Annotated in this window: 2 protein-coding genes and 2 pseudogenes; all 4 read right to left on the reverse strand. The window is 69.2% G+C overall.

What is annotated here, in order from left to right; translation table 11 throughout:
- A pseudogene (locus tag ABF401_RS13105) lies at window positions 1-313 on the reverse strand (Fe-S cluster assembly protein SufD); the annotation flags it as partial.
- A 2-nt stretch (window positions 314-315) separates the two neighbouring features.
- Complete coding sequence (gene sufB / locus ABF401_RS13110) at window positions 316-1,737, reverse strand: Fe-S cluster assembly protein SufB (RefSeq protein WP_353510008.1); 1,422 nt, start codon at window positions 1,735-1,737, stop codon at window positions 316-318.
- The gene (locus tag ABF401_RS13115) at window positions 1,734-2,576 is read right to left on the reverse strand and encodes a helix-turn-helix transcriptional regulator (RefSeq protein WP_353510009.1); all 843 of its coding nucleotides are present in this window, start codon (window positions 2,574-2,576) and stop codon (window positions 1,734-1,736) included. The genes sufB and ABF401_RS13115 overlap by 4 nt, the downstream gene beginning before the upstream one ends.
- Window positions 2,577-2,623: 47 nt before the next feature.
- Window positions 2,624-2,839, reverse strand: a pseudogene (locus ABF401_RS13120) (hypothetical protein); the annotation flags it as partial.

Below are 2,839 nucleotides of genomic sequence, written 5' to 3' on the forward strand. Positions count from 1 at the left end.
CCGTCGCGCGCTCGAAGCCGTTCCAGGCCGCGGCGGCCACGCGGTCGGCCGGCGGGCCGGCAGCGCCGAGCCGCGGGTCGTCGCGACCCACCTGCTCGACGACGACCTCGGGCGCGGCGTCGACCTCGACGACGACCTTGCCGTCGGCGGCCGCCGGCTCGGACGCCGCCTGCTCGTGCAGACCGCGGACGCGGCGCAGCGGCGTGAACCGCCACTCCTCCTCGCGTCCGGTCGGCACCGGGTGGTCGTCGAGCACGAACGACTCGACCACCTGCGGTCGGACGTCGCCGGGACTGCGGTGCGAGACCCCCATCGTCAGCCCACGGCCCCTTCCATCTGCAGCTCGATCAGGCGGTTGAGCTCGAGGGCGTACTCCATCGGCAGCTCACGCGCGATCGGCTCGATGAAGCCGCGCACGATCATCGCCATGGCCTCGTCCTCGGCCATCCCGCGGGACATGAGGTAGAACAGCTGGTCCTCGGACACCTTCGAGACGGTTGCCTCGTGGCCCATGGACACGTCGTCCTCGCGGATGTCGACGTAGGGATAGGTGTCGGAGCGGCTGATCGTGTCGACCAGCAGGGCGTCACAGCGGACCGTCGATGCGGAGTGCGAGGCGCCCTCGAGCACCTGGACCAGACCGCGGTACGACGCGCGTCCGCCGCCACGGGCGACCGACTTGCTGATGATCGAGCTCTTCGTGTTGGGCGCCGCGTGCACCATCTTCGAGCCGGTGTCCTGGTGCTGGCCCTCGCCGGCGAAGGCGATGGACAGGGTCTCGCCCTTGGCGTGCTCACCCATGAGGAAGACGGCCGGGTACTTCATCGTCACCTTGGAGCCGATGTTGCCGTCGACCCACTCCATGGTCGCGCCCTCCTCGCAGGTGGCGCGCTTGGTGACGAGGTTGTAGACGTTGTTGGACCAGTTCTGGATCGTCGTGTAGCGCACTCGCGCGTTCTTCTTGACGATGATCTCGACGACGGCCGAGTGGAGCGAGTCCGACTTGTAGATCGGCGCGGTGCAGCCCTCGACGTAGTGCACGTAGGAGCCCTCGTCGGCGATGATCAGGGTCCGCTCGAACTGCCCCATGTTCTCGGTGTTGATCCGGAAGTAGGCCTGCAGCGGGATGTCGACGTGGACACCCGGCGGGACGTAGATGAACGACCCACCCGACCACACGGCGGTGTTGAGCGAGGCGAACTTGTTGTCACCGGCGGGGATCACCGTCGCGAAGTGCTCGCGGAAGATGTCCTCGTGCTCCTTGAGAGCCGTGTCGGTGTCGAGGAAGATGACGCCCTGCGCCTCGAGGTCCTCGCGGATCTGGTGGTAGACGACCTCCGACTCGTACTGCGCGGCGACACCGGCGACGAGACGCTGCTTCTCGGCCTCGGGGATGCCGAGCCGGTCATAGGTGTTCTTGATGTCCTCGGGGAGCTCGTCCCACGTCGTGGCCTGCTTCTCGGTGGACTTCACGAAGTACTTGATGTTCTGGAAGTCGATGCCCGTGAGGTCGGAACCCCAGGACGGCATGGGCTTCTTGCCGAAGAGGGACAGGCCCTTGAGGCGCAGCTTGGTCATCCACTCGGGCTCGTTCTTGCGCGCAGAGATGTCGCGCACGACCTCCTCGTTCAGACCGCGCCGGGCCGACGTGCCGGCAGCGTCCGAGTCGGCCCAGCCGTACTCGTAGCGCCCGATGTCCTTCAGGCCCGGGTTGAGCTCTTCGATGTGGGTGGTCATGAACGGGACCTCTCCTTGGTTGGTTCGTTCGACGTGGTCGTATGCCGCTGAGCCGGGTCTCCGGCGTCGGCTCCCCTCGCGGGGGGCACCCTCGCGTCAACAGCCGCCGTGCCCTCGGTCTTCCGCGAGAGGCCGGCTGCCGGGACGAAGGTGGTGCACACGTGGTGTCCACCCGCCAGCGTGGCGAGCCGCTGGACGTGGACACCGAGCAGGCGCGAGAAGGCATCCGTCTCGGCCTCGCAGAAGGTCGGGAACTGCTCTGCCGCGTGCTGCACCGGGCAGTGCCCTTGGCACAGCTGGACGCCCGCCAGCGCGCCTGCGCGGACGGGACGTGCCGAGGCGGCGAAGCCGTCGCGGCTCAGCAGGTCGACCAAGGTCTCGGCCCGGGCGGCCGGGTCGTCGCCCGCGGAAGCAAGCTCAGCGGCATACCTCTCCTCGAGCGCAGCCACCCGGGCGCGGGCGAAGTCGGCGACAGCCTGGGGGCCGGCGTGCTCGGCAAGGTAGTGCAGGACCTCGACGGCGAGCGAGTCGTAGTCCGCCTCGAGCGCCTGGTGGCCCGCCTCCGACACGACGTAGGCGCGGGCGGGGCGGCCCCGACCACGGCGGGTGCCCACCGGCTCGTGCTCGACGACGGCCCCCTGGTCGACGAGGACGTCGAGGTGGCGACGGACGGCCGCCGGCGTCAGGTCCAGGTGTCGACCCAGCTCGGCAGCGGTGATCGGGCCCTCGGCAGACACCATGTGCAGGACTCGGGATCGGGTGCGCGACTCGAGCGGCGAGCCATGGTCGGCATGGTCGCCGTCCCTCGCCTCGCGCGGCGCGCGCTCACCGATAAACACCACACCATTGTGACGTAATTGATTGGGAAGCTCCAGTCAGGGTCGCCTTACCCGGCCGTCCCCTCCCCATTGCCCTCACCATTGCCCTCGACGTCGCCACCGGCCTCGTCCTCCTCGGTGCCGGGCGAGGCGACGACGTTCTCGACCACGACGATCGCCTGGTCGCCATCGACGCCCGGGTCCGCCTCGATCGGCATGATGACCGACGGCAGGCGTGTCCGGGGCGGAGCGACGGCATCGGGACCCAGCCAGCGCCGACGGAG

It is taken from the genome of Intrasporangium sp. (assembly GCF_040414665.1).
Taxonomy (GTDB): Bacteria; Actinomycetota; Actinomycetes; order Actinomycetales; family Dermatophilaceae; genus Intrasporangium.